Annotated in this window: 19 protein-coding genes; 3 read left to right on the plus strand and 16 right to left on the minus strand. The window is 73.7% G+C overall.

Annotated features, from left to right (window positions below):
- Positions 1-253: 253 nt before the first annotated feature.
- From AC07D6_RS28390 to AC07D6_RS28405, 4 genes are all read right to left on the minus strand, one after another.
- The gene (locus AC07D6_RS28390; protein ID WP_479049093.1) at positions 254-1,672 is read right to left on the minus strand and encodes a sugar porter family MFS transporter; all 1,419 of its coding nucleotides are present in this window, start codon (positions 1,670-1,672) and stop codon (positions 254-256) included.
- Positions 1,673-1,882: 210 nt separating this feature from the next.
- The gene (gene smc / locus AC07D6_RS28395; protein WP_479049095.1) at positions 1,883-5,437 is read right to left on the minus strand and encodes a chromosome segregation protein SMC; all 3,555 of its coding nucleotides are present in this window, start codon (positions 5,435-5,437) and stop codon (positions 1,883-1,885) included.
- Between the two features lie 211 nt (positions 5,438-5,648).
- On the minus strand, positions 5,649-5,861 hold the full coding sequence (locus AC07D6_RS28400; protein WP_023586342.1) for a hypothetical protein: 213 nt from the start codon (positions 5,859-5,861) through the stop codon (positions 5,649-5,651).
- 402 nt (positions 5,862-6,263) lie between these two features.
- Entirely contained in the window at positions 6,264-6,545 is a 282-nt protein-coding gene (locus AC07D6_RS28405) for an acylphosphatase (RefSeq protein WP_479049097.1), read from the minus strand.
- Positions 6,546-6,709: 164 nt separating this feature from the next.
- On the opposite strand from AC07D6_RS28405, the gene AC07D6_RS28410 reads away from it, so the two are divergent.
- Positions 6,710-7,660: a CAP domain-containing protein gene (locus tag AC07D6_RS28410; RefSeq protein ID WP_479049099.1), complete on the plus strand. Its 951-nt coding sequence runs from the start codon at positions 6,710-6,712 to the stop codon at positions 7,658-7,660.
- A 126-nt stretch (positions 7,661-7,786) separates the two neighbouring features.
- Here the strand turns inward: AC07D6_RS28410 and AC07D6_RS28415 are convergent, their stop codons facing one another.
- The gene (locus AC07D6_RS28415) at positions 7,787-8,389 is read right to left on the minus strand and encodes a flavodoxin family protein (RefSeq protein WP_479049101.1); all 603 of its coding nucleotides are present in this window, start codon (positions 8,387-8,389) and stop codon (positions 7,787-7,789) included.
- Positions 8,390-8,530: 141 nt separating this feature from the next.
- Here AC07D6_RS28415 and AC07D6_RS28420 point away from each other — a divergent pair, with 141 nt between their 5' ends.
- Positions 8,531-8,947 (plus strand): winged helix-turn-helix transcriptional regulator, encoded by a 417-nt coding sequence (locus AC07D6_RS28420; RefSeq protein ID WP_315878933.1) that lies wholly within the window; start codon positions 8,531-8,533, stop codon positions 8,945-8,947.
- Between the two features lie 157 nt (positions 8,948-9,104).
- Here AC07D6_RS28420 and mutM read toward each other — a convergent pair whose 3' ends face one another.
- The 11 genes from mutM to AC07D6_RS28475 all read right to left on the minus strand — a co-directional run bounded on the left by mutM (position 9,105) and on the right by AC07D6_RS28475 (position 20,864).
- Positions 9,105-9,974 carry a bifunctional DNA-formamidopyrimidine glycosylase/DNA-(apurinic or apyrimidinic site) lyase gene (mutM, locus tag AC07D6_RS28425; RefSeq protein WP_315878934.1) on the minus strand — a complete coding sequence of 290 codons (870 nt, stop codon included), beginning with the start codon at positions 9,972-9,974 and terminating at the stop codon, positions 9,105-9,107.
- Positions 9,975-10,144: 170 nt separating this feature from the next.
- On the minus strand, positions 10,145-11,038 hold the full coding sequence (rnc, locus tag AC07D6_RS28430) for a ribonuclease III (protein WP_479049104.1): 894 nt from the start codon (positions 11,036-11,038) through the stop codon (positions 10,145-10,147).
- A gap of 19 nt (positions 11,039-11,057) precedes the next feature.
- Positions 11,058-11,231, minus strand: coding sequence for a 50S ribosomal protein L32 (gene rpmF, locus AC07D6_RS28435; RefSeq protein ID WP_003957604.1), 174 nt, complete (start codon positions 11,229-11,231; stop codon positions 11,058-11,060).
- 2 nt (positions 11,232-11,233) lie between these two features.
- Positions 11,234-11,836: a YceD family protein gene (locus AC07D6_RS28440; protein WP_315878936.1), complete on the minus strand. Its 603-nt coding sequence runs from the start codon at positions 11,834-11,836 to the stop codon at positions 11,234-11,236.
- Positions 11,837-12,039: 203 nt separating this feature from the next.
- Positions 12,040-13,110 (minus strand): ATP synthase F0 subunit B, encoded by a 1,071-nt coding sequence (locus AC07D6_RS28445; protein ID WP_479049106.1) that lies wholly within the window; start codon positions 13,108-13,110, stop codon positions 12,040-12,042.
- A 135-nt stretch (positions 13,111-13,245) separates the two neighbouring features.
- Entirely contained in the window at positions 13,246-13,755 is a 510-nt protein-coding gene (coaD, locus tag AC07D6_RS28450; protein WP_315878938.1) for a pantetheine-phosphate adenylyltransferase, read from the minus strand.
- Complete coding sequence (gene rsmD, locus AC07D6_RS28455; protein WP_315878939.1) at positions 13,752-14,336, minus strand: 16S rRNA (guanine(966)-N(2))-methyltransferase RsmD; 585 nt, start codon at positions 14,334-14,336, stop codon at positions 13,752-13,754. The genes coaD and rsmD overlap by 4 nt, the downstream gene beginning before the upstream one ends.
- 70 nt (positions 14,337-14,406) lie before the next feature.
- Positions 14,407-16,647 carry an ATP-dependent DNA helicase RecG gene (gene recG, locus AC07D6_RS28460; RefSeq protein WP_315878940.1) on the minus strand — a complete coding sequence of 747 codons (2,241 nt, stop codon included), beginning with the start codon at positions 16,645-16,647 and terminating at the stop codon, positions 14,407-14,409.
- A 60-nt stretch (positions 16,648-16,707) separates the two neighbouring features.
- A complete protein-coding gene (locus AC07D6_RS28465; RefSeq protein ID WP_315878941.1) occupies positions 16,708-18,342 on the minus strand; it encodes a DAK2 domain-containing protein in 1,635 nt (544 codons plus the stop codon).
- Positions 18,343-19,089: 747 nt separating this feature from the next.
- Complete coding sequence (gene thiD / locus AC07D6_RS28470) at positions 19,090-19,893, minus strand: bifunctional hydroxymethylpyrimidine kinase/phosphomethylpyrimidine kinase (RefSeq protein WP_479049110.1); 804 nt, start codon at positions 19,891-19,893, stop codon at positions 19,090-19,092.
- On the minus strand, positions 19,890-20,864 hold the full coding sequence (locus AC07D6_RS28475; RefSeq protein WP_315878943.1) for a thiamine-phosphate kinase: 975 nt from the start codon (positions 20,862-20,864) through the stop codon (positions 19,890-19,892). Before AC07D6_RS28475 ends, thiD begins: the two co-directional genes overlap by 4 nt.
- A 261-nt stretch (positions 20,865-21,125) precedes the next feature.
- Between AC07D6_RS28475 and AC07D6_RS28480 the strand changes: the two genes are divergently transcribed.
- Positions 21,126-21,359: an Lrp/AsnC family transcriptional regulator gene (locus tag AC07D6_RS28480; RefSeq protein ID WP_023586356.1), complete on the plus strand. Its 234-nt coding sequence runs from the start codon at positions 21,126-21,128 to the stop codon at positions 21,357-21,359.
- Positions 21,360-21,368 lie beyond the last annotated feature (9 nt).

Here is a 21,368-nt window from a genome sequence, read left to right on the forward strand (position 1 = left end):
CCAGTATGCGCGACACCGTTGCCGCGCCCTCGTGCCGAGACACCTGGTTTCGGCGGTCGTGCGGCGAACGGAGGAGGGGTGGGGGGCCCGGGCCCGTGCCGACCTCCGGGCGCGGACCGGGCCCGGGCGCGACCGTACCGGGGCAGCCGCACCGGGGGCGGCGGGGACGCACGGCGCACCGCGGCCGACTGCCCCGGTGCGCGGAAGGCGCGGGCCGGGGCAGTCGGAAGATCGAGGAGAGGGGCAGCGGGGATTAGCCCATCTCCTCCAACGCCTTGCCCTTGGTCTCCTTCACGTACTTGAGCACGAAGGGGATGGAGAGCACGGCGAAGACCGTGTAGAGGATGTACGTGCCGGAGAGGTTCCAGTCGGCGAGCGACGGGAAGCTGGCGGTGATGAGCCAGTTGGCCAGCCACTGGGCGGAGGCGGCGACGCCGAGGGCGGCGGCGCGGATCCGGTTGGGGAACATCTCGCCGAGGAAGACCCAGACGACCACGCCCCACGAGAGGGCGAAGAAGAGGACGAAGGCGTGGGCGGCGATCAGGGCGACGACGCCCTGGGTGCCGGGGAGCTTGCCGTCCACGAGGTCGGCGGAGAAGGCCCATGCCTCGAAGGCGAGGGCGAGGGCCATACCGGCGGAGCCGACGAGGGCGAGCGGCTTGCGGCCGACCCGGTCGACCAGGATCATCGCGATCACGGTGCCGACGATGTTGATGATCGACGTGGTGAACGAGTAGAAGAACGAGCCGGACGGGTCGACGCCGACCGACTGCCACAGGGTGGCGGAGTAGTAGAAGGCGACGTTGATGCCGACGAGCTGCTGGAAGACCGACAGGCCGATGCCGACCCAGACGATCGGCAGGAACGCGAAGCGGCCGCCGAGCAGGTCCTTGAAGGTGGACTTGTGCTCGCGGTGCATGGCGGTCTCGATCTCGGCCACGCGCGCGTCGAGGTCGACGTTGTGGCCCTCCACCTCGGCGAGCACCTCGCGGGCACGGTCCTTGCGGCCGACGGAGATCAGGAAGCGGGGCGACTCGGGGATGGCGAAGGACAGCAGGCCGTAGAGGACGGCGGGCACGACCATGACGCCGAGCATCCACTGCCAGGCCTCCAGGCCGGCGATCTCGCCGCGCTGGTCGCCGTCGGCGAGGTTGAGGATGGCCCAGTTGACCAGCTGGGAGACGGCGATGCCGATGACGATGGCGGCCTGCTGGAAGGCGCCGAGCCGGCCGCGGTACGCGGCGGGAGCGACCTCCGCGATGTAGGCGGGGCCGATGACGGAGGCCATGCCGATGGCGAAGCCGCCGACGACGCGCCAGAAGGCGAGGTCCCACAGGGCGAACGGCAGGGCGGAGCCCACGGCGCTGACCGTGAAGAGGGCGGCGGCGATCTGCATGCAGCGGATGCGGCCGATGCGGTCGGCGATCCGGCCGGCGGTGGCGGCGCCGATGGCGCACCCGATCAGGGCGATGGCGATGACCTGGGCGAGGGTGCCGGAGCCGATGTCGTAGCGGTCCCGGATGGCCTCGACGGCGCCGTTGATGACGGAGCTGTCGTAGCCGAAGAGGAAGCCGCCCATCGCGGCCGCGGCCGCGATGAAGATGACGTGGCTGAGGTGGTCGGGGTGGGCCTGCCGGGCTCCCGACCCAGGGGGCTGCGTGGTGCTGGTCAACGTGTACTCCTGGGCCCGGCACCGTCGCCGGGCATGGGGGGCGAGCCCTTCCAGTGGCGCACAACCTCACGCCGCCCACCACTTGAAGGTGAAAACAACGTTGCCGAGACTATGCCTTCAAGTTTCGAAGTCAATAGTTCGTCTCCTGTGACTTGGAGCGCACATCTCAGCCACTTGTGTTCAAAAGTTGAAGTTGATCATGTGGTTGTATCAGCGGAGCCTCTGGCTCACGACCTTCGATACCCCGTCGCCCTGCATCGACACCCCGTAGAGCGCGTCCGCGATCTCCATCGTCCGCTTCTGGTGGGTGATGACGATCAGCTGCGAGCTCTCCTGGAGCTCCTGCATGATCCGGATGAGCCGCTGGAGGTTGGTGTCGTCGAGCGCGGCCTCCACCTCGTCCATCACGTAGAAGGGGCTGGGGCGCGCCTTGAAGATGGACACGAGCAGGGCGACGGCCGTCAGCGACCGCTCGCCGCCGGACAGCAGCGACAGCCGCTTGACCTTCTTGCCGGGCGGGCGTGCCTCGACGTCCACGCCCGTGGTCAGCATGTCGTCCGGGTCGGTCAGCACGAGCCGTCCCTCGCCCCCCGGGAACAGCCGCGAGAAGACGCCCTCGAACTCGCGCGCCGTGTCCCGGAACGCCTCGGTGAAGACCTGCTCGACCCGCTCGTCGACCTCCTTCACCACCTGGAGGAGGTCCGCGCGGGTCTTCTTCAGGTCGTCCAGCTGCTCGGAGAGGAACCTGTGCCGCTCCTCCAGCGCCGCGAACTCCTCAAGGGCGAGCGGATTCACCTTTCCGAGCTGCTGATACGCCCGTTCGGCGGCCCTGAGTCGCTTCTCCTGCTCGGCGCGGACGAAGGGCCGGCCCGGCGCGCCGTCCGGGTCCTCGGCCGGCTGCTCGCCGTCGGCGGGCGGCGGGGGCGGCACGGGCTGGTCGGGGCCGTACTCGGCGACGAGCGCCGCCGGATCCACCCCCAGCTCCTCCAGGGCGCGGCCCTCCACCTGTTCGATGCGCAGCCGCTTCTCGGCGCCGAGGACCTCCCCTCGGTGCACCGAGTCCGTCAGCTTGTCCAGCTCGGCCTTGTGGTCCCGGCCCCGCGCGCGGGCGGCGGCCAGGTCCTGCTCGCGGGCGGCCCTGGCGGTCTCGGCCGCGGACCGCTCCCGTTCGGCGCGGACGAGGGACACCTCGATGTGCGCGAGCAGCTGCCGGGCACCGGAGGCGACGGCCGCGGCGACCGCCGCCTCGTGGCGCAGCCGGGCGCGGCGCTGCTCGGCGCGGGCGCGGGCCTCGCGCTCGGCGCGGGCGGCGCGGTCGAGGGAGTCGGCCCGCCCGGCGAGGCCCTTGGCGCGTTCCTCGTGGGTGCGGAGCTGGAGGCGGGCCTCCATCTCGGTCTGGCGGGCGTTGGCCCCGTCGGCGGCGAGCCGGTCCCGTACGGAGGTGTCGGGCTCCTCCTCGACGGGGGCCTCCTCGGCGACGCGCAGCCGTTCGGCCAGTTCCTCGGCCTCCTCGGCGGCCCGGTCGAGGGCCTCCTGGGCACGGGCCACGGCGGCGGCGGCCCGTTCGGCCTCTCCGGCGGCGCCCCTGGCCTGCCCGGCGAGCCCTCCGAGCCGCTGGGCGACGGCCGACTTCTCCCGGTCGGCGGCCCGGCGCCGCTCCCCCAGCTCCTCGACCCGGGCGGCGCACGCCCGGCGGTGCGCGGCGGCCCGCTCCTCCCGCTCGGCGAGCTCCTCGCACCGTACGGCCAGTTCGGCCAGCTCGGCGGCGGCCTCGTCGACGGACGCCCGGACCTCCAGGAGGCTGGGCGCCCCGGCGGAGCCGCCGTGCGCGAAGTGCGCCGCCAGCAGGTCGCCGTCGGCGGTGACGGCGGTGAGCCCGGGCCGCGCGCGCACCAGGTCCTCGGCGTCCTCCAGGGTGGCGACGACCACGACGTCCCGCAGCAGGCGCCGTACGGCGGGCATCAGGTCGTCGGGGCCGCGCACCAGGTCGGCGGCGTACGCGGCGCCGTCCGGGAGGGCGGGGCACTCCCCGCCGGGCGGGCCGGGCGGACCCGCGACGAGGAGGGCGGCGCGGCCGGCGTCCTGTTTGCGCAACAGCCGGATCGCCTCGGCGGCGGCCGCGGGGCCCTTCACGGCGAGGGCGTCGGCGGCGGCGCCGAGGGCGGCGGCGAGCGGAACCTCGTGGCCCGGGGTGACGGTGAGGAGTTCGGCGGCGGGGCCGAGGAGCCCGGTGAGCCGGCCGGCCGCGTCGAGGAGGGCGCCGGTGCCGTCCTTGCGGCGCAGGCCGAGGGCGAGGGCGTCGTGCCGGGCGCGGGTGGCGGCGCGGCGGCGCTCGGCGTCGGTGGCGGCCTCGCGGGCCGCGGCGAGCGCGGCCTCGGCGTCGGCCAGTTCGCGCCGGGCGGTCTCGTGGGCGGCGGCGCGTTCGGCGTCGTCGGCGTCGAGGCCGTCGACCTCGGCCCGGAGCCGCTCGTACTCCTCCTGGGCGGCGGCGGCGCGTTCCCGCGCCTCGTCGCGGGCGGCGGTCAGCCGGTCGATCTCGGCCTGGGCGGCGGCGGCGCGGGAGCGGGCGGCGCCCACCTGGCCGGTCAGGCGGGCGAGGCCCTCGCGGCGGTCGGCGACGGCACGGGCGGCGTCCTTGAGGCGGCGCTCCTCGGCGGCGAGGGCCCGCTCCAGTTCGGCGCGGTGGGCGACGGTGCCCTCCAAGGCCTGTTCGGCGGCCTCCAGGGCGGCCGCCAGCTCCGCCTCCTGCTCCCGTACGCGGGCGGCCTCCCGCTCCAGGTCCTCGGGGTCGCGGCCGCGGCTCTCCTCGACGGGCCGGGCGGTGGCGCTCGTGACGCGGGCGTCGGCCAGGGAGACGGTGCCGCGCACCCGCTCGACGAGCCGCGACAGCTCGTACCAGGTGTGCTGGGCCCGCTGGAGGCGGGGCGCCAGGCGCCGCACCTCCTCCTCCAGGGCGGCCTCGTGGGCGAGGGCGGCCCCCAGCTCGGCCTCGGCGCGTTCCTTGCGCTCCTTGAGCGCGGCCTCGTCGGCGAGTTCGGCCTCCAGGGCCTCGCGGAGCCGTACGAGGTCGTCGGCGAGGAGCCGCAGCCTCGTGTCGCGCAGCTCGGCCTGGATGACGGCGGCGCGGCGGGCGACGGCGGCCTGCCGGCCGAGGGGCTTGAGCTGGCGGCGCAGTTCGTCGGCGAGGTCCTGGACGCGGGCGAGGTTGGCCTGCATGGCGTCGAGCTTCCGCAGCGCCTTCTCCTTGCGCTTGCGGTGCTTGAGGACGCCGGCGGCCTCCTCGATGAAGGCGCGGCGGCCCATGGGGTCGGCGTGGAGGACGGAGTCGAGCTGGCCCTGACCGACGATGACGTGCATCTCGCGGCCGATTCCGGAGTCGCTGAGGAGTTCCTGGAAGTCCAGGAGGCGGCAGGTGTCGCCGTTGATCTGGTATTCGCTGCCGCCGTTGCGGAACATGATCCGCGTCAGGGTGACTTCCGCGTAATCGATCGGGAGGGCGCCGTCGGAGTTGTCGATCGTGAGGGACACCTCGGCCCGTCCGAGGGGCGGTCGGCCGGTCGTCCCGGCGAAGATCACGTCTTCCATCTTGCCGCCGCGCAGGGATTTCGCCCCCTGTTCGCCCATGACCCAGGAGAGCGCGTCGACGACATTGGACTTTCCGGAGCCGTTGGGGCCGACGACGCAGGTGATGCCCGGTTCGAATCGCAGGGTGGTGGCGGAGGCGAACGATTTGAAACCGCGGAGGGTCAGGGCCTTGAGGTGCACGCTCCGGGACTCTACCGGGCGGGTTTCGTTTGGCCGGTGAACGAGGAGGGCAGATCAGTCGGTAAGCGCGCCGCGTACGACGGGGGACACGCGGGTGAACAGGGGAGTGGAAAAGAAAGAAGGGACGCCGAAGCGTCCCTTGCATATCTGTTCGCGAGAGTGTTTCTCACCGTCCCGCAGGCCCAAGTGCTACGGGGTTCCCCGGCGGGGGTCAGGTGAGCGCAGGCTCGCCCTTGGGTACGTCGATGTCGATGCCGTCGAGCAGCGGCTCGCGATGAGCGGCGGCAGCGGCGAGCGCGTCGTTCTCGGACTGGATCCGGACCAGCTCGGACTCCAGGTCCTGGACGCGCTGCTGAAGCCGTCGCATCTCGGCGAGCAGTCGCGGGTCGGTACCGCCGACATAACCGAGAAGCGCCTTTGCCATGATGGATGGTCCTCCACACTGAGTGACCGACCGAAGCGGTGTGGGTCGTGAGGGATTCGCACCCGCGGTGCCCGACGGGAGGGATGCCGCTGCGGTTCCTACCGCCGAACAACTAAGGTGCGCGGGGCTTCCAGGGTCTCACCAAAAAGTTTGACGGTCAACACGATCACGCCCCGGATCAACAGGCGACCGGGAGCGCCGCTGCCGCTGAACGTGCGGCGGCGCCTCGCGCGCGGTGCCCGGAAGGGCGTAGAGATCATCCTTCCGCGCCGGAACCGGCACCACAACCCCTTCTCGGCAATCACCTGGTCATTTCTGTCCCCCACAAGAGGGCGGACGACCGGCGGGGGCGCTTACGAATGCCTCGTGCGCCCCCGGAATGAGGGGTGCGCCGGCGCCCTTTCAGCGGACCTCGAAGCCTTCGTATCCGCCGCGCGGCGTGTCCCAGATCTCAGTGACCCCGTCGACGCGTCCGGGTGTGTCGCCCGAGCGCAGCCAGTCCAGAAGACGGTGGCAATTCTCACGCGGGCCTTCGGCGACGACCTGGACGCGGCCGTCGTCGAGGTTCAGGACGAATCCGGTGAGGCCGCCGATCTCCAGGGCGTTCGCCCTGGTGAACCAGCGGAAGCCCACTCCCTGTACCCGTCCGCGTACCCATGCCGTGAGCCGTGCCTCGTCGTTCATGGCTGCACGCTAACCGGCCGATCATTCCGGCGGCACTTCGCCCCCGCGTGTCATGGCGTACAGTCCCCACCCAATGAGCTTCACCCATTCGGGTGCATCCCGGCGGCCCCGGGGCTCAGGACCGAAGACAGCAGCGCAGGACGCAGCAGCAGGAGGCAGAGCAGATGGGACGCCATCGACGCTCGGGCGCCGCACCCGCCGCCGACGAGCACGCGGCCGGTGCCGCCGGCGCGCCCCGCGGGCACCGGGCGGCGCGGCGGAAGAAGCGGGCGCTGCCCCTCCGCGGAGGGCTGCTCGGCGCTTCGGCCGCCATGGCGGTGGGCGCCGTCGCGGTGACGTCGGGGGTCCTGCCCGGCGGCGGGACGTTCACGGTCGGCAGCGGTGCGCCGCAGGAGCAGATACGTTCCTCCAACGCACCGGAGCTGGACGCGCAGGGCCGCGCCGACGCCGTACCCAGCACCGGGACGCCGGCCGCGTCGGCCACGCCCGGCACACCGGCCGCACCGAACACACCGCCTTCCTCGAAGGCCCCTTCCAAAACCCCCTCGAAGGCCCCCTCCCCCAGTCCGTCCGCCCCTTCGTCCTCGCCCGCGCGGACGAAGACGGCATCCCCGGCGCCGGTGTGGACGAAGACGCCCCCGGCCCCGCCCCGTGCGAAGGCGCCCGCGCCGGAGAGGACCACCGCGCCGGTCCCCTCGCGGGCGTCGACCCCCTCGGGTACGTCGGTGACGAGCCGGGCCGTCGCGGCGGAGGCCGCGGTGCTCGCACTGGTCAACCAGGAGCGCGCCAAGGTGGGCTGCAGCCCGGTCCGCGCGTCGACGGAGCTGGGCGACCTGGCGCGTGCGTTCAGCCAGGACATGGCGGCGCGGGACTTCTTCTCCCACACGGACCCGGACGGCGACGGCCCCTGGGAGCGGGCCGCGCAGGCGGGTGTCGAGGGCCTGGGCGGCGAGAACATCGCCCGCGGCCAGGCCGACGCGGCGGCCGTGATGGAGGCGTGGATGAACAGCGACGGCCACCGCGCGAACATCCTGAACTGCGACTTCACCCGCCTGGGCGTCGGCGTCCACATCGCCGGCGGCGGCCCGTGGTGGACCCAGAACTTCGGCTTCTGAAGAAGTCCGCGGGTGGGCGGAGGTACGGCCGGTTCCGTGCCGTTTGGTGGGCGGGCGCGGTTCGGTCGGGGCGTCCTGGGCGCCGGGGGCGCGCGGGGCCTCTGCCGTGGTGGAAGCGGGCGGAGATCAGGCTTCGGGGGTGGCGTTCACGGCCGCTCGGCCCGTCGTGAAGACGCGGGCGGTCTCCGCGACGCGGCGGCCCAGGTGCTCGGCCGTCGCGATGTCCGCCTTGTGCACTGCCTCCGGCCCTTCGTCGCTGTTGGACTGGGCGCTCGCACCGGTGAAGAAGCCGAGGCGGTTGAGGTCGTTCTCCGAGCCGGTGCTGGAGTTCCAGCCGGGCCCGAGCCCGAGGTTGATCCAGTGCATGCCGTGCTGGGCGGCCAGTACCTGGAAGTACTGCAGGGTGTGGAACTTGTCGCCGCTCTTGGAGGCGGAGTTGGTGAAGCCGGCCGCCAGCTTGTCCCGCCAGGCGCCGGTGGCCCAGCGGCCGGAGGTGGACTCGGCGAAGGCGTGGAAGGCGCCGGAGGCCGTGCCCATGTACGTGGGCGAGCCGAAGACGAGGGCGTCGGAGGCGTCGAGCAGTTCCCACTCCGCCTCCGTCAGGGCGTCGACCTTGAGCAGGTGGACGACGGCGCCGGCGCCCGCAGCACCGTCCCGGACGGCTTCGGCGAGGACGGCGGTGTGGCCGTAACCGGAGTGGTAGGCGATCGAGATGAGGGGGATGGTCATGCGCGCTCTCCTGGCTCGGGGTCGTGCTCCGCCGCGTACCGGCTCCCCCGGGGCCCGGGGGCGACGCACCCCTGAGGCTATGCGCTAACTTTTAGAAATCGCAAGCAAATAGTAAGCGCTGTGGCCGAGTATGGTGGTTTCATGGCAGAAACAGCAGCATCGGACAACGTGGCGCGTGACGAGGACCTCGCCTTCGACGTGTTCGCCAGGTACTGCCCGTCCCGGGGCACGCTGGAGCACGTCACCGGCCGTTGGGGCGGCCTCACCCTGGGGGCGCTGTACGAGGGCAGCCTCCGCTTCAACGAGTTGCGCAGGCGGGTGGACGGCGTCAGCGAGAAGATGCTCTCGCAGACGCTGCACGCGCTGGAGCGGGACGGGCTGGTCCACCGGGAGGCGCAGCCGACGAACCCGCCGCGCGTCGACTACGAGCTGACGCCGCTCGGCCGGGAGGTCGCGGAGCGGCTGCTGTGCCTCATCCGCCTGCTGGAGGACCGGATGCCGCGGATCCTCGCGGCGCGCGAGCGGTACGACTCCGCGCGGGGCGACGCGTCCGCGTGACGGCGTCCGCCCGGACCGCCGGGCGGGGCAGGCGCTCGGACACGGGAGCCGCCGGGCGGGGGCAGGCGCTCGGACACGGGAGCCCCGAGCCAGACGGGCGCTCAGCGCCGGGCGCCACCAGGCGGACGCTCACACACGGGAGCCACCGGGCGGGCGTTCAGAGGCGGGGCGCCGTCGGGCGGGGCGGGCGCTGGCAGCGCGGGCAGAAGTAGCTGGACCGGTTCATCCACGGGCGGCGGCGCATCGGGGTGCCGCAGCGCCGGCAGGGCTCGCCCTCGCGCCCGTACGCGTCGAGCGACCGGTCGAAGTAGCCGGATTCGCCGTTCACGTTGACGTACAGGCTGTCGAAGCTGGTCCCGCCGGCCGCGAGCGCCGCGTTCATCACGTCCCGGACGTGGCCGAGCAGTTCGTACGCGCGGGGGCGGGTGAGCAGGGCGGTCGGGCGGTCGTAGTGGAGGCGGGAGCGCCACAGCGCCTCGTCCGCGTAGATGTTGCCGACGCCGCTGATCAGGCTCTGGTCGAGCAGGGCGCGTTTGACGGTGGTGCGGCGCAGTCGCAGTGCCGCGTGGAAGGCGGCGTCGTCGAACGCCGGGTCCAGCGGGTCGCGGGCGATGTGCGCGATGACGTCGGGCAGGCCGTCGGGGGCGTTGTCGTGGAGGGACAGCCCGCCGAAGGTCCGCTGGTCGACGAAGCGCAGCTCGGTGCCGAGAGCGTCGTCGAAGCGTATGCGGACGCGCAGGTGCTTCTCGTCGGGGGCGCCTTCGGGCTGGACGAGGAGCTGGCCGCTCATGCCGAGGTGGCCGAGGACGGAGGCGTCGGTGTCGTCGAGCGGCAGCCACAGGTACTTGCCGCGCCGCCGCGCGACGCCGACGCGGTGGCCGGTGAGGCGCGCCGCGAAGTCGGGTCCGCCCCCGAGGTGCCGCCGCACGGCACGCGGGTGCAGCACCTCGACGGCGGCGACGGTACGCCCGCTCACCCAGCGTTCGAGGCCCCGCCTAACGACTTCGACCTCGGGCAACTCGGGCACGGCACTCCTCCTGTCGGAGAACGGTGGGGCGGCGGGGCGGAAGCGCGGGAGCGCCGACGCGGCTCCGGCGGCCGGCCCGAGCGGGGCGGCCACCGGAGGCACGACAGGTCACGGGTCCGGGCGGCGGGCGGGACCGCGGCGGTCCCGCCCGTCCCGCCCGGGCCGGAGTGTCAGGCCGTGGCCGAGTCGGCCGTGGCCGGGTCGGCCGTCGCCGGATCGGCGGGGGCCGCATCGGCCGGGGCCTGCGCGGCCGTGGTGGTCGCGGACGTGACGGTCGCGGTGGCCGCGGCCGCGGTGGACGCGGCCTCCTTCGCCGCCGCCTCGCGTTCGTCGGCGGCCGCGCGGATGGCGCGCCACGCGGACTCCGCCGCCTGCTGCTCCGCTTCCTTCTTGCTGCGGCCGGTGCCGGTGCCGTACGAGACACCACCGACGCGGGCAGCAGCAGTGAAGGTCTTCTCGTGGTCCGGGCCCGTCTCGGTGACGAGGTACTCCGGCACTCCGAGGCCTTCGGACGCGGTCAGCTCCTGGAGACTGGTCTTCCAGTCCAGGCCCGCACCGAGGTTCGAGGACTTCTCGATCAGCGGGTCGAAGAGCCGGTGGACCAGCTCGGACGCCGCTTCGAGGCCCTGGTCGAGATAGACGGCGCCGATCACCGCTTCGAGGGTGTCGGCGAGGATGGACGCCTTGTCCCGGCCGCCCGTGCCCTCTTCACCGCGGCCGAGCCGGATGAAGGAGCCCAGGTCGAGCCCGCGGCCCACCTCCGCCAGCGCACGCGAGTTGACCACCGCGGCCCGCAACTTGGCCAACTGGCCTTCGGGCAGGTCCGGGTGGGTGCGGTACAGCGTGTCCGTGACCACCAGGCCGAGCACGGAGTCCCCGAGGAACTCCAGCCGCTCGTTGGTGGGCAGGCCGCCGTTCTCGTACGCGTACGAACGGTGGGTCAGCGCACGCACCAGAAGGGCGGACTCGACCTGGTAGCCGAGCCGCCCTTCCAGAAGCGTGTGGGACGAGGCCGTGTTCTCCGCCTGCTTCCTGGCGTCATCCGCCGTTTTGTGGCTAGACACGGTGCCTCTCACCAGCCGCTCAGACCGCGAGGACCTGGCGCTTGTTGTACGTGCCGCAGCTGGGGCACGCGATGTGCTGCTGCTTCGGCTCCTGGCAACGCTCGCACGAAACCAGGGTGGGGACCGCAGCCTTCCACTGCGACCGGCGGTGGCGCGTGTTGCTGCGCGACATCTTCCGCTTCGGAACAGCCACGGCTACTTCTCCTGCTTCTCGTCGACGCCCGGTTCGGCGCCGCTCATGTCGTCCTTCTCGTCGGTCCCGAGTGAACCGGCGAGTCCCTGCAGTGCCGCCCAACGAATGTCGACGGCGTCGTGGTGGTGGTCCGGGTCGTCGTTCAGGTTGACCCCGCACTCGGGGCACAGTCCCGCACAGTCCTCCCGGCACACCGGCTGCATCGGCAGTGCGAGCACCACCGCGTCACGCAGCACGGGTTCGAGGTCGAACATGCCGTCCTCGAGGGGGGTGACGTCCTCGTCGTCCTCGGCATCGTCGCCCGATGCCGCACGGCGGCCCCGGTCGTCGGTGTCGGGGTACGAGAACATCTCCTGGAAGTCCGCCACGACCTCTCGGCGCAGCGGCTCCAGACACCTTACGCACTCCCCCTCGGCCGACGCACGGGCGGTGCCCGTGACGAGCACCCCTTCCATGACCGACTCGAGGCGGAGTTCGAGCTCGACGGGCGAGCCCTCCGGTACGCCGATGACTCCGTCGATACCGAGGTCGACGGGGGCCGCCACCTCGCGGGTGAGCCGCTGGAGGGCACCGGGACGCCGCCCCAGCTCGTGCGTGTCGAACACGAGGGGGTTGCGGTGGTCGAGGCGCGTACTCAGGGCTCTTCCTGCTTTCGGGATCGGGAGGGGGCCGCACCGTCCGTGCCGTACGGCGAAGCGGGCAGCCAGGATCGCGGACGTACTCGCGACCGAACAGCCAGGATACTGGACGCTTCGCCCAGGACCCAATCGGCCGGTCTCGGCCCCCGGCGACGGCCGCCGGGGAAGGGTCAGTGGCCCTGCTCGTAGCGGCGCAACTGCTCCAGGTCGATCATGCTCGTGTCGAAGAAGCTGGTCTCGTCGAGCGCCGCCGCCTGCTGGTGCGGCACCTGCGGGGCGGGTACGGCCTGGGGCTGCTGGTAGGCGTACGGGTCGGGCTCGGCGCCGTAGCCGTGAGCGTAGCCGCCCTGGTCGTACCCCTGCTGGTGGTACGCGTAGGGGTCCTGCTGGTAGGCGTAGGCGTCCTGCGGCTGCTGCGCCGGGTAGCCGTACGGGTCCGGCTGGTGCACGGGCGGCGGCGGGGCCTGCGGGGGCGCCTGCGGCGGGACGGCCGCGGCGGCCGGCTGGGGGTCGGCGAGCTCGGCGAGGCCCGCCAGGTAGTCGGCGTCGCTGGTGTGCGGCTGCTGCGGGCCCGCGGCGTCCTGCGCCGCCATGTGCTCGCCGAGGGCGTCCGTGGCGGTCCGCCCGTGGAGCTTCTGCCGGCCGCGGCCGACGGCCTCCAGGGTCTTGCTGAGGACCGCCTCGAAGGCGCTCAGCTTGGCGTCCACGTACGCGTCGGCGCGCTGGACGAGGGTCCGCGGGTCGGAGCTGTACTCGGGGGCGTCCTCGTCGGCGTACCCCCGCTCGTCGAGGCCCGGGCCGCGGCCGAGGAGCTTCTCGCGGCCCCGGTCGACGGAGCCGATGGTCTTGGTGAGGACGACCTCGAAGTTGGCGAGCTTGGAGTCGACGTAGTCGTCGGCCTCGGCGCGGATCTCCTCGGCCTCCCGGCGGGCCTCCGCGAGGATGCGGTCGGCCTCCTCCTGGGACTGGCGGGCGACCTGGCTGTCGGAGATCAGGGAGCCGCGCTCGGCGTGGGCGGCCGCGATGATCCGCTCGGCCTCCCGGCGGGCCTCCTCGACCAACTGCTCGCGGCCGCCGATCAGCTCCTGCGCCCGGGCGAGGGAGCCCGGGAGGGCCTGGCGGACCTCTTCCAGCATCGCGAGCAGTTCGGCGCGGTTCACCACGCAGGAGGCCGACATGGGCATGGAACGGGCGTTCCCGACCGTCTCGACGATGTCGTCGAGCTTCTTCTGCACGTCCACCGTGTGCTCGCCACTCTCTACAGCCGGATGGGAAGACGGACGGGACGACTGTACGGCCAGTCGGGCCCCCTTCGACACCGATCCCCCGGGCCCGGTCCCGCCCGCCCGGGGCGCTCCCGCCGGGCCGTCAGGGGATCACTTCTCGCGGAGCCGCGCGACCAGCGCCTCGTGCACGGTCGGCGGCAGCAGGTGCGAGACGTCGCCGCCCCACGCCGCGACCTCCTTGACCAGCGAGGAGGAGAGGAAGCTGTACGTGGGATTGGTCGGTACGAACAGCGTCTCGACGCCCGTGAGGCCGTTGTTCATCTGGGCCATCTGGAGCTCGTAGTCGAAGTCGCTGACCGCGCGCAGGCCCTTCACGATGGCCGGGATGTCGCGCTCCTTGCAGAAGTCGACGAGGAGGCCGTGGTGCGACTCGACCACCACGTTGTCGTACTCGGCGGTGACCCGGCGGATGAGGTCCATCCGCTCCTCGACGGTGAACAGGCCCTGCTTGGACTTGTTGATCATCACGGCCACGTGCACGACGTCGTACAGCTTGGAGGCTCGGGCGATGATGTCGAGGTGTCCGTTGGTGATGGGGTCGAATGACCCCGGACAGACTGCTCGGCGCAACTGAAGTCCCTCGCTCTCCGGTCCGGTCATGGTGCGTCTTCGCACGTAGAGGCGGCGCGACCGTACCAAAACGTTCCCTCGCCGTAGCGACGGGCCCGCAGCGGCTCGAACCCCTCCGGCCAGCCGAATTCCCCGCCTCTGGTGCTGCGCTCCACGGTGACGAGGGCGTCCGTCGCGAGCCAGCCCCGAGCGCGGAGTGTGAGGAGTATCTCGCGAAGATCGTCGTCGGAGACGGCGTACGGCGGGTCGAGGAAGACCGCGTCGTACGGCTCGGCGGGCGCGGGCCCCGCGACGACCTGCTCGGCCCTGCCGCCGCGGACCTCGGCGCCGGGCAGTCCGAGCGCGCGGACGTTCTCCCGGACCGTGCGGGCGGCGCGGGCGTCGGCCTCGACGAGCAGGGCGTGCGCGGCGCCCCGCGACAGGGCCTCCAGGCCGACCGCGCCGGACCCGGCGTACAGGTCGGCGACGCGGATGCCGTCGAGCGTCCCCAGGAGCGACCGCCAGGTGGAGAACAGGCCCTCGCGCGCCCGGTCCGAGGTGGGGCGGGTGCCGTTGCCCGGCGGCACGGCCAAGCGGCGTCCGCCGGCCGCTCCGGCGATCACGCGGGTCATGTCAGTCCTTGTCGGTCGTTCGCGGGCGTGCGTCGACTCCACGATATGGGTCGGCGGGACCGGGGGCGTGTCACCCCTTCTCCAGGTACTGCTCGCGCTCCGCGTCGAGCAGCGCGTCGAGCGCCGTGCGCAGCTCCGGCAGGTGCTCCAGGTCGGGGTCGGCGGCGACCACCGCGGTGGCCTCGGCGCGGGCGGCGGCGATGACCTCCTCGTCCTCGATGACGGTGAGCACGCGCAGGGAGGAGCGGGCGCCGGACTGGGCCTGGCCGAGGACGTCGCCCTCGCGGCGCTGTTCGAGGTCGATGCGGGAGAGCTCGAAGCCGTCCAGGGTGGCGGCGACGGCGGCCAGCCGCTGCCGGGCGGGGGCGGCCTCGGGCATGTCGGTGACGAGGAGGCACAGTCCGGGCGCGGAGCCGCGGCCGACGCGCCCTCGCAGCTGGTGCAACTGGGACACGCCGAACCGGTCCGCGTCCATGATGACCATGGCGGTGGCGTTGGGGACGTTGACACCGACCTCGATGACGGTGGTCGCGACGAGCACGTCGACCTCGCCGGCGGCGAAGCGGCGCATGACGGCGTCCTTGTCGTCGGGGTGCATCCTGCCGTGCAGGACCTCCACGCGCAGGCCCGCGAGGGGCCCCCGGGCGAGCTGTGCGGCCACGTCGGTGACGGCGAGGGGCGGCCGCTTCCCGGCGGCCTCCTCGTCGCTCTGCGCCTTCTTCGCGGCGGCCTTGCCGCCGCCCCCCGGCTCGTCCTCGTCGTCGCCGATGCGGGGGCACACGACGTACGCCTGGTGGCCGCCCTCGACCTCCTCGCGGACGCGCTCCCAGGCGCGGGCGAGGAAGTGCGGCTTGTCCTGGGCGGGCACGACGTGGGTGGCGATCGGTGAGCGGCCGGCCGGGAGCTGGTCGAGGACGGAGGTCTCCAGGTCGCCGAAGACGGTCATCGCGACCGTGCGCGGGATGGGCGTGGCGGTCATGACCAGCAGGTGGGGCGGCTGCTTGCCCTTGCCGCGCAGGGCGTCGCGCTGTTCGACGCCGAAGCGGTGCTGCTCGTCGACGACGACGAGGCCGAGGTCGTGGAACCTGACCTTGTCCTCGATCAGGGCGTGCGTGCCGACGACGATGCCGGCCTCGCCCGTGGCCAGGTCGAGGAGCGCCCGGCGGCGGGCGGCGGCGCCCATGGAGCCGGTGAGCAGGACGACCTTGGTGGCGTGTTCGGCGCCACCGAGCATCCCCCCCTGGGCCAGGTCGCCCATCATCTCGGTGATGGACCGGTGGTGCTGCTGGGCGAGCACCTCGGTCGGGGCGAGCAGGGCGGCCTGCCCTCCGGCGTCGACCACGGCGAGCATGGCGCGCAGGGCCACCATCGTCTTCCCGCTGCCGACCTCGCCCTGGAGGAGGCGGTGCATGGGGTGGTCGGTGGCGAGGTCGTCGAAGATCTCCTTGGAGACCGCGCGCTGGCCGTCGGTGAGGGTGAACGGCAGGCGGGCGTCGAAGGCGTCGAGGATGCCGTCGGGGACGGGCTCGCGGGGGACGGCGGGCAACTGCGTGTCGGCGTACCGGCGGCGGGCGAGCGCGACCTGGAGGACGAACGCCTCGTCCCACTTGAGCCGTTCGCGGGCGTCGGCGACGTCCGCCTTGGTGCGCGGGCGGTGGATCTTGCGGAGGGCGTCGGGCAGGTCGGTGAGGCCGCGGCCCTCCCGCAGGGCGGGGGGCAGCGGGTCGACGGCGTCGTGGACGCGCGGCAGGACCGCGTCGACGGCCTTGGCGATCTTCCAGGACTCCAGTTTGGTGGTGGCCGGGTAGATCGGGATGAGGGCGCCGGCCCAGGTGTCCACCGCCTCGTCGCTGTCGCCGCGCAGCGGTTCGTAGGCGGGGTGGGCGAGCTGGAGCCGCCGGTTGAAGAGGGACACCTTGCCGGCGAACATCGCGCGCGTGCCCGGCAGGAGTTCCTTGTGGGGCTTGTGGACGCCCTTGCCGAAGAAGACCAGGCGCAGCCGGCCGCTGCCGTCGGTGATGGTCACCTCCAGCCGCTGGCCGCGGCCCTGGGGGCCGCCGTACGTGTGCAGGCGCGCGTCCGCGACCTGCGCGACGACCGTGACGTGCTCGTCCAGCGGCAGGTCGGCCAGCGCGGTCAGCTCGCCCCGCTCGGCGTACCGGCGCGGGTAGTGGTGCAGGAGGTCGCCGACGGTGTGCAGGTCGAGGGCCTCGGCCATCACCTTGGCGGTGGCCGGTCCGAGGACCTTCTTCAGGGGTTCGCTCAGCACCGCGGCCTCCTCCTCCGTACCCCGTCCTGGTCGGAGGTCCATTTCACACCACGCCGCTGACAACGGGCGGCGACCCGGGCCCCGGCGGCGCCGGGGCCCGGGTCACTCGACGCCGATCAGGAGGGGGGCCTGCTGGCGACCGCCGTGGTAGACGCAGGTGTCGACGGCGAGGTACCGGTCGCGTACGTGGCGCTCCAGGCGGTCGGCGAGGGCCGGCGGGGCGTCGGCGGCGAGGACCAGGGTGACCAGCTCGCCGCCGCCCGACAGCATCCGGTCGAGGACGGTCCGGGCCGTCTCGGCGAGGTCGTGGCCGATCACGGCGACGTCGCCGTCGATGAGGCCCAGGACGTCGCCGGCCTGGCAGACGCCGGCCGACGTGAACGACTGGTGCTCCGCGACGGCCAGTTCGCCGTAGCGGGTGGCGCCGGCGGCGGCCGTCATGGCGACCACGTCCTCGTCGAAGCGGCGCCCCGGTTCGTGGACGGCGAGCGCGGCGATGCCCTGGACGGCGGCCCGGGTGGGGACGAGGGCGACGCGGACGCCTTCGGCGCGGGCCTGTTCGGCGGCGGCAGCGGCGGGGTGGCGCAGCTCGGCGGAGTTGGGCAGGAGGACCACTTCGCGCGCGTGGGCGCGGCGGATCGCGTCGAGCAGCTCGCCGCTGGCGGGCGGGCGGCCGGGCAGTGCCAGGACGGCCGTGGCGCCCGCCTCGGCGCACAGCGCGGCCAACCCCTCGCCCGGTACGACGGCGACGACCGCGCGCTGGGTCGGTTCGGCGGGCCCGGCCGCGCTCTTCGCCGCGTCGGCGGCGAAGTGGGTGACGCGGATCCGGTACGGGCGGCCCGCCTCGACACCGGCCTCCACGGCCGCGCCCGCGTCGTCGACGTGCACGTGGACGTTCCACAGGCCGTCGCCGCCGACGACCACCAGGGAGTCCCCGAGCCCGTCGAGGCGGGCGCGCAGCCGGGCGACGGCGTCGTCGTCGGCCTCCAGCAGGTAGATCACCTCGTACGCGGGTCCGCTCGCCGCGCAGGGCTCCTGCGGGGCCGCGGCGGTGTGCGGGAGGGGCGCGGCCCGCCGGGCGCGGGGCCCCTTCGCCGGCGCCTCGCCCGACAGGGCCTCGACGAGCGCGCCGAGCACGGTGACGAGGCCGCGTCCGCCCGCGTCGACGACGCCCGCCCTGGCCAGGACGTCCAGCTGCCCGGGGGTGTCCTCCAGCGCGGCGAGGGCGCCGTCGTACGCGGCCCTGGCCACCGCGGGGAGGGCGGAGCCGGCCCCGGAGGCGGCCCGCGCCGCGGCGGCGGCGACGCTGAGGATGGTGCCCTCGACGGGGTGGGCGACGGCCTGCCGGGCGGAGGCGGAGGCGGTGCGCAGGGCCTCCGCCAGGTGGGGTCCGTCACCGCCGCGGGCCAGCACCTCGGCCATGCCGCGCAGGAGCTGCGCCAGGATGGTGCCGGAGTTGCCGCGGGCGCCGATCAGGGCGCCGTGCGCGAGGGCCCGTACGGTGTCGGCGGGCGCGGGAGCGGTGCCGTCCGCTTCGTGCGCCGCGAAGACCGCCTCCACGGCCTGGCGGGCGGCTTCCACGGTCAGGTACAGGTTGGTGCCGGTGTCCCCGTCCGCGACCGGGTAGACGTTGATCGCGTCGATCTCCTCGCGCTCCCGGCCGAGGGCGTCCAGCGCCAGCGCGCACCAGGCACGGACCGCTGCGGGGTCGAGGTCCCGCCCCAACTTCTCCGGCACCTGGTGATCCTCCTCGTGGGGGTCCCGCACGCCGCCGGGGCGTCGGGGCGTGGGCTGCACCGCAGGGTAGACCCAGGAGGGCGGGGAGGGCCGGGGCGGGGGTCCGGCGGTCCGCGGTGGCTTCGCCCCACCGGAGTGGCCCTCGTACCCCGCTCCGGTCGCCTTATGGGAATCAAACCGTTCCCCGGCAACGCCACTTCGGTCACCGGCCCGTACGTCATCGATCTGCTTCCGGCCCGCGCCGGATCCCACCGCACATGCGTCCGAAATCCTTCGAGTGGCCCGTGCCGGCCGACTGCGAGGTCTGCGGCGGGGCGTCGGTCGGGGCCGGGTCCGGCAACGACCTTTCGCGTCCGCGCCGCCGTACGCCCGCCCCGTCGCCGGAACGCGAGCGTCCGGCGCGTGCGTGCCGCGGCCGGTCGGACGCCGAAGCGGCCCGACGTCCGCACCCCGTGCATCGAGGCCGGCGAGGTCCCGCGCTCAAGGCGGCGTCTCGTCGTAGCGCGGCCTCTGAGGTTGCCCCGCAAGCCGGCCCACCTCCGGATGGGCCGGCTTTTCGCCGTACTCGGCGCCCGTGCCCGGCGCCGTGCCCGACGTCCGTGCCCGGCGAGTGGGGCGCAGGGGCCCGCGGCTGCCGGAAGGGAGAACGCGCGCGTGCCCCGGCCGAGGAGGGGCCGGGCCCGCTCGACCCCCGGCCGCAGGGCGCGCCCCGGAGCCGGACCGGATCCGAGGAAGCCTCGGGAAGCCCTAGGACGGGACGCTCAGGCGCCAGCCGTGGTCGACCGGGCCTATCCCGCCGCCCAGCGCGAACCCGGCGGCGACGGCCCCGGTGACGTACTCCTTGGCCCCGCGTACGGCGTCCGGCACGGCCAGGCCCCTCGCCAGGCCCGCGGCGACCGCGGAGGCGAGCGTGCAGCCGGTGCCGTGCGTGTGCCGGTTGTCGAGGCGGGGCGCCCGGAACCAGTGCTCCTCGCGGCCGTCCGTCAGCAGGTCGACCGCCTCCCCGGTCAGGTGCCCGCCCTTGATCAGCGCCCAGCGCGGCCCGAACGCCAGCACCGCGTCGGCGGCCCGCCGCAGGTCGCCCTCGCCCTCCACCCGTACGCCGGTGAGCTGCGTCACCTCGTCGAGGTTCGGGGTCGCGACGGTCGCCACGGGCAGCAGCCGCTCGCGCACCGAGTCGAGGGCGGAGGCGGCGAGGAGCGGGTCGCCGTGCTTGGAGACGCCCACGGGGTCGACGACGACGGGGGCGTCCGTCGCCGCGAGCAGTTCCGCGACGGTCTCGACGAGCGGTGCGGACGCGAGCATCCCGGTCTTCACGGCCTGCACGCCGATGTCGTCGACGACGCTGCGGTACTGGGCGCGTACGGCCTCCTCCGGCAGCTCCCAGGCGCCCTGCACGCCCAGGGAGTTCTGCGCGGTGACGGCCGTGAGGACGCTCATGCCGTGGACGCCGAGGGCGAGCATGGTCTTCAGGTCGGCCTGGATGCCGGCGCCGCCGCCGGAGTCGGACCCGGCGACGGTGAGCACCCGCGGCGGGGCCTGGCGGGTCATTCGCCTTCTCCGTACGGGCCGCCGAAGTGGTCCCAGCCGCCGGTGGTGTGCCAGGGCGCGCCGTCGACGGTGACCTGCGGCAGGGCGGAGGGGTGGAGGACCCCGCCGATCACCTTCCAACGGGCGGGCAGTTTCACGTCGGGCGGGAACGTGGCGACGATCGCGTGGTCCTCTCCCCCGGTGAGCACCCACTGCAGCGGGTCGACGCCGACGGCCTGGCCGATGTCGTTCATCTGCGTGGGGATGTCGATGGCGCCGGAGCGCAGGTCGATGCGGACCTTGCTGGCCTCCGCGATGTGCCCGAGGTCCGCGATGAGGCCGTCGCTGACGTCGCACATGGCGGTCGCGCCGAGGCCGGCGGCGGCGGGACCGGCGTGGTACGGCGGCTCCGGCCGGCGGTGCGCCTCGACGAACGCGCGCGGAGAGCGGAAGCCGCGGGAGAGGACCGCGTACCCGGCGGCGGACCAGCCGAGCCAGCCGGTGTAGGCGACGACGTCGCCGGGCTGGGCGCCGCCGCGGGTGACGGGCTCGTGGTTGCGCAGGTCCCCGAGGGCGGTGATGGACACGGTGATCGTGTCGCCGCGCACCACGTCGCCGCCGACGACGGCGGCTCCGGCGACCTGGCACTCGTCGCGCAGCCCGTCCATGAGCTCGGTGGGCCAGGTGGCGGGGAGTTCGGCGGGGACGACCAGGCCGAGGAGGAGCGCGGTGGGGACGGCGCCCATGGCGGCGATGTCCGCGAGGTTCTGGGCGGCGGCCTTGCGCCCCACGTCGTACGCGGTGGACCAGTCGCGGCGGAAGTGGCGGCCCTCCAGCAGGATGTCCGTGCTGGCGACGACGCGCCGGTCGGGTGCGGCCACGACGGCGGCGTCGTCCCCCGGCCCGACCCGTACCGCCGGGGTGGTGGTGAGCCGGGACGTGAGCTCCCTGATGAGCCCGAACTCCCCGAGCTCGCCGACAGTGCCCTTCACCGAGGTTCACCTCTCCATGTCGTCGTGGGCCCGCCGTGCGACCGGCTGGTCCTCGTGCGGTTGCGGTCGCGAGCCGTCACTGCTGTAGGTACGGTCATCGAGACGGGCGGAGCCGTCAACTTCTGTCTTTCGCGCGCCGTGCTCCGGGGCACCCCGGCCCGGTGGTCTCCCCGCCGCGCGCGGCGACGCGATACCGTGGCGTCCCTTTCTCCCTGGGTCCTCCCAGCCCAGGATGATCCCCGCGGCCGCCCTGGAGGTTTCGTGGTACAGGCGTACATCCTGATTCAGACCGAGGTGGGGAAGGCGTCGCTGGTCGCCGATACCATCGCGAAGATCCCCGGCGTGATCCAGGCCGAGGACGTGACGGGCCCGTACGACGTGATCGTGCGCGCCCAGGCGGACACGGTCGACGAGCTGGGCCGCATGGTCGTCGCCAAGGTCCAGCAGGTGGAAGGCATCACCCGTACCCTGACCTGCCCGGTCGTCCACCTGTAGCCCCCGTCT

It is taken from the genome of Streptomyces sp. NPDC045287 (assembly GCF_056432325.1).

What these genes read in the sequence shown, in the direction of transcription:
- AC07D6_RS28415 (WP_479049101.1), bottom strand. Translation starts at nt 8,389, where the DNA reads ATGACCATCCCCCTCATCTCGATCGCCTACCACTCCGGTTACGGCCAC.
- AC07D6_RS28410 (WP_479049099.1), top strand. Translation starts at nt 6,710, where the DNA reads ATGGGACGCCATCGACGCTCGGGCGCCGCACCCGCCGCCGACGAGCAC.
- AC07D6_RS28400 (WP_023586342.1), bottom strand. Translation starts at nt 5,861, where the DNA reads ATGGCAAAGGCGCTTCTCGGTTATGTCGGCGGTACCGACCCGCGACTG.
- thiD (WP_479049110.1), bottom strand. Translation starts at nt 19,893, where the DNA reads ATGACCCGCCAGGCCCCGCCGCGGGTGCTCACCGTCGCCGGGTCCGAC.
- coaD (WP_315878938.1), bottom strand. Translation starts at nt 13,755, where the DNA reads ATGACCGGACCGGAGAGCGAGGGACTTCAGTTGCGCCGAGCAGTCTGT.
- recG (WP_315878940.1), bottom strand. Translation starts at nt 16,647, where the DNA reads ATGGACCTCCGACCAGGACGGGGTACGGAGGAGGAGGCCGCGGTGCTG.
- rsmD (WP_315878939.1), bottom strand. Translation starts at nt 14,336, where the DNA reads ATGACCCGCGTGATCGCCGGAGCGGCCGGCGGACGCCGCTTGGCCGTG.
- AC07D6_RS28405 (WP_479049097.1), bottom strand. Translation starts at nt 6,545, where the DNA reads ATGAACGACGAGGCACGGCTCACGGCATGGGTACGCGGACGGGTACAG.
- AC07D6_RS28420 (WP_315878933.1), top strand. Translation starts at nt 8,531, where the DNA reads ATGGCAGAAACAGCAGCATCGGACAACGTGGCGCGTGACGAGGACCTC.